Annotated in this window: 3 protein-coding genes; all 3 read right to left on the reverse strand. The window is 61.1% G+C overall.

Annotated elements, in window-relative coordinates; all coding sequences use genetic code 11:
- Window positions 1–90: 90 nt before the first annotated feature.
- The 3 genes from ATE62_RS22585 to ATE62_RS22595 are packed head-to-tail and all read right to left on the reverse strand — an operon-like array spanning window position 91 to window position 3,676.
- Window positions 91–1,095, reverse strand: a complete 1,005-nt coding sequence (locus tag ATE62_RS22585; RefSeq protein ID WP_009823939.1) for a site-specific integrase — start codon at window positions 1,093–1,095, stop codon at window positions 91–93.
- On the reverse strand, window positions 1,092–2,447 hold the full coding sequence (locus tag ATE62_RS22590) for a tyrosine-type recombinase/integrase (RefSeq protein WP_009823940.1): 1,356 nt from the start codon (window positions 2,445–2,447) through the stop codon (window positions 1,092–1,094). Before ATE62_RS22590 ends, ATE62_RS22585 begins: the two co-directional genes overlap by 4 nt.
- Entirely contained in the window at window positions 2,444–3,676 is a 1,233-nt protein-coding gene (locus tag ATE62_RS22595; protein WP_007015824.1) for a site-specific integrase, read from the reverse strand. Before ATE62_RS22595 ends, ATE62_RS22590 begins: the two co-directional genes overlap by 4 nt.
- Window positions 3,677–3,806 lie beyond the last annotated feature (130 nt).

Below are 3,806 nucleotides of genomic sequence, written 5' to 3' on the forward strand. Positions count from 1 at the left end.
GATGCTTTATCGCGAGGAAGCGGTAATGCGGAGGAACGCGGCGTAGTCCTGCAAAGCTGCGGAACATTTCGCCACGTCCTTCACATTATTCTATAGGGTGTCGAGCCATCCCATCAGATTGGCATCTCGCTTCCACGAAGGTGGCACGTTGCTCGCCGCCGGGGCGCCAACCTGTTCCAGCGCCTTTCGTTTGGTCTCCAGATTGGCCTGAGCATAGTGATTGGTCGTATCGAGACTGACGTGCCCGAGCCAACTGCGGATGACGGTGATATCGACCCCGGCGGCAACGAGGTGGACGGCGGTCGCGTGCCGGAAGCTGTGAGGCGTAACGTGTTTTGACTGGAGGGTCAGCGTCGATTTCGCGGCTTGTTCCACGTAGGCGTTGAGCTTGAACCGCACCCCTGACGCCCCTAGCGGTTCACCGTATCGATTGACGAAGATCCGCTCATCGGGCGCACGCGGCTGTCGCTCCAGTAGCTTCCTGAGCAATGCCACGGTTTCTGGCCAGAGCGGGCAGATGCGTTCCTTGCGCCCCTTGCCGTAAAGACGCACGAAGTTCGGTGCATCGAACCGGATTGCTTCGGGACAGAGGTCAAGCGCCTCTTGGATTCGCGCGCCACTGTTATAGAGGAACGAGAGCAGTACATGGTCGCGCAGCCCTTCGAGTGTCGATCGGTTGGGCTGGGCGAGGATGGCCTCGACCTCCTCGGGCTCGAGGTAGCACGGCGCGGAGGTGGGCTCCCGCTTCAACGGAACAGCCAGGACCTCTGAGCACTGCGCGATGTATTCCGGATTCTTGTCCGCCACGAAGCTGAAGAAGCTGCGGATGGCGGCCAGTCGGCAGTTCCGCGTGCCGATCGTGGTCTTGCGGCCATGCTCGGTATGATGAAGGAACGCGCGCACCTCGCCGGCCGAGACGTCGGTGAGCGTCAGCCGCGCGACCCCGCAGCCTTTTCGCTCCGCGACGAACCGAAGCAGCAGCCGCCAGGTGTCGCGATAAGAGCGGATCGTGTGGATTGACGCGCTGCGCTGCTCGGCCAGCCACTCCTGGAAGAACGCCCGCAACAACGCGGGCAATGGATTGCCTTTCCTCATGGCCGCGCCTCCGTGACAAGGCACGGGGCGCCGAGCGCGCGGAACCGTTCACTGGCTTCCTGCAACAGATCCTGCGTGACGGTGATGTAGACCAGCGTGGAGTGGAGATCCCGGTGCCCCATGTAGGTCGAGAGGAAGTGCAGTTTTTCCTGAGGGTTAATGCCGGACCGGTACCACTGGAGGATGCGGTTCACCACCATCGAGTGACGAAGGTCATGGACCCGCGGCCCGGTCCGGCCCGAAGCGGGCTTGAGCCCAGCACGGCGCATGACGTTGGTAATCATTGTCGTAACCGCCTCGGGCCTGTAGCGGTCATTTAAGTGGGCATGCCAGAACAGCCCTGATTTCGGGTTCTGTGGGCCGCCAGCGCGCCGCCTCGCATCGATGTACGCGCGCAGTTCGACCGCGACACTGTCGGATAGAGGCAAGATCCTGGTCTTGTAGAACTTCGTTTCCCGGATCGTGATCGTGCTTGATTGCAGGTCCACGTCACCAAGATCGAGCCATGCCAGCTCGCTTCGCCGTAGCCCGGCACAATAGGCCAGCATGATCATGGTGTAGAGGGTCAACGGCCGCAGCGGAGCGTCCGGCGACGGATAAGTCCGTGCGGTATCGAGCATACGCCGAACGTCAGCCGGGCTGAAGATATGCGGTTGCCGATGCTCCCGCGCTACTTCCCGCTCTGGCCGGGGATTGAAGCGCTTTGGCGGGATAGTCGGATCGAGGCGGAACCGCGCCTTGGTCAGGATGCGCGCCAGCTTCTGGCATTCAGCCGCGTGGTTGCGGGTCGGCTTGGCAGCCGCCCAGCTCGCAATCATTGCCTCAAGTGGTTGCTCCGCGAGGTCGGGACGGGCCTGAAGGAACCGATCGAACCGCAGCAGCCAGTGAGCCTGCGCTTCATATTGATATCCCCGGCTGCGCATCAGCATGACATGGTCTTGCATGAAGTCACCCAGCACGCTGCCGAAGGGCGCAGGCCGTCGTAACGCGGCCAAGGATTCGTCGGGATTCGGGGAAGCCAAGGCCCGCCAGATCGGCTTGCTTTGCTTGACGTTGTACCGACGGCGAAGTGCAGCAACAGGGTTGTCGGCGATCAGCCCGATTTCGACGAGGTGGTCGAGGAAGCGGTCGACAATGCAGACCTGATTGAGCAGCGTCGACAATCGCCAACGTTTTTGCATCTCCTTCAGCCAGGCGTCGAGCATCTGCCGGTCCACCGCCGGATGCCGGCGGGCAACATCTTCGAAGGTGCAAAGGAACCAGCGATATGTCGGTACGCTTCCCGGCCGGAACTGCGATTTTACCAGGAAGGCGTCGACGACGGTGCGATCGGGATCGTGCCAGGCGCTCATGACAGCACCTCCATTCCAGGCACCTCGAGTGCCACGGCTCGGAGATCATCTGTTGCCAGTTTGAGATAAGTATTGGTGGATTCGGTGGATCGATGCCCGAGCACGTCGCCGATGATCTTTTGCGGGACCGATGCCCGCAGCATTTCGACCGCACGTGCGTGGCGGAAGACATGCGGCCCCCGCTTTCCTGCTGGCACTACGCCTGCGGCGGCCAACCGACCGCGGATCATGCCGTACAGGTTCGTCATTGCGATATAGGGTGCGCAGGATCGGACGAAGATTTCCCGCACTTCAACCTGGGGCCGCCCAAGGCGCAGATAATCCAGCAGCGCTTCACCAACAGTCACCATTAGCGGCATGTACGAGTACGCGTTGGTCTTGGTGTGGCAGATCCGGAGGGATTCTGCGCGCCAGTCCACGTCATCGAGCCGAAGGCGGCATATCTCACCTTCGCGCAGCCCATACGTGGCAAGCAGCTGAAGTATCGCATAATCGCGTAGTCCGCGTGGCGATCTGTCCTCCTGCGTTGTCGCCAGAACCGCGGCGATTTGGCTCCTTTCCAGCGTCGACGGCACATCTTCGTAGGCATAGAGCATGGGGCCGATGATGTGTGGCGTCAGATCGGTCGGGATGCGACCCGTCCGATGCAGATGGCGAACCACCGAACGGAGACGCTCAGCGACATCGGCCAATGATTTGCGCCGTAAACCAGGCGCGCGCATGTCCATGTAGAGATCGATGTCCACGATGCTCAACGTTTCGAGGCTGGCGGCACCGGCCCGGTCGAACTGCCATCGCAGGAAGTTTCGCGCCTCCCACATCAGCGCCGCAATGGACGCGCTTGCCAAACCGCGCTCCTCGCGCAGCCATGCCTCGTATTCGCGGCAAATTTCATGTCGATGCTCGTCATCGGGACCGATCATTTCTGCGTCCGGGGGCCAATTGCCTTGAGCAAGCCGGAGGAGCTTGGCGATCGCGGTGCGGGGCAACATGTGCCAACGCGCACTGGGAGGCCGACCGTACTGGATCTCAAAATCCTGAACCGCATAGCCAAAATACTGATCGACCTGCTGCGGCGTCACAGTCTCGACCTGTATATCGCACTCGGCCAGATAATCGAGAAACGCGCGGGCGTAGAGACGGTGGTTCGCCACGACCACGGGATTGTAATTCTGTGTGGTGAGCGAATTCGAGAGTTCGGTGATCAACTCGTCATGCAACTTCAACATGATTGCCTCCTCAGCTGGTCCAGGGACCGCCGAGGTTCGCAACCAATATAATGCGCAGCAACTGCGCACACTATCATGGGAATTCGCCGGTTACGCCGCGCTCCTCCGCATTACCGCTTCCTCGCGATAA

Origin of the sequence: Sphingopyxis sp. HIX (genome assembly GCF_001468285.1) — a bacterium.
Taxonomy (GTDB): domain Bacteria; phylum Pseudomonadota; class Alphaproteobacteria; order Sphingomonadales; family Sphingomonadaceae; genus Sphingopyxis.

What these genes read in the sequence shown, in the direction of transcription:
- ATE62_RS22595 (WP_007015824.1), bottom strand. Translation starts at nt 3,676, where the DNA reads ATGTTGAAGTTGCATGACGAGTTGATCACCGAACTCTCGAATTCGCTC.
- ATE62_RS22585 (WP_009823939.1), bottom strand. Translation starts at nt 1,095, where the DNA reads ATGAGGAAAGGCAATCCATTGCCCGCGTTGTTGCGGGCGTTCTTCCAG.
- ATE62_RS22590 (WP_009823940.1), bottom strand. Translation starts at nt 2,447, where the DNA reads ATGAGCGCCTGGCACGATCCCGATCGCACCGTCGTCGACGCCTTCCTG.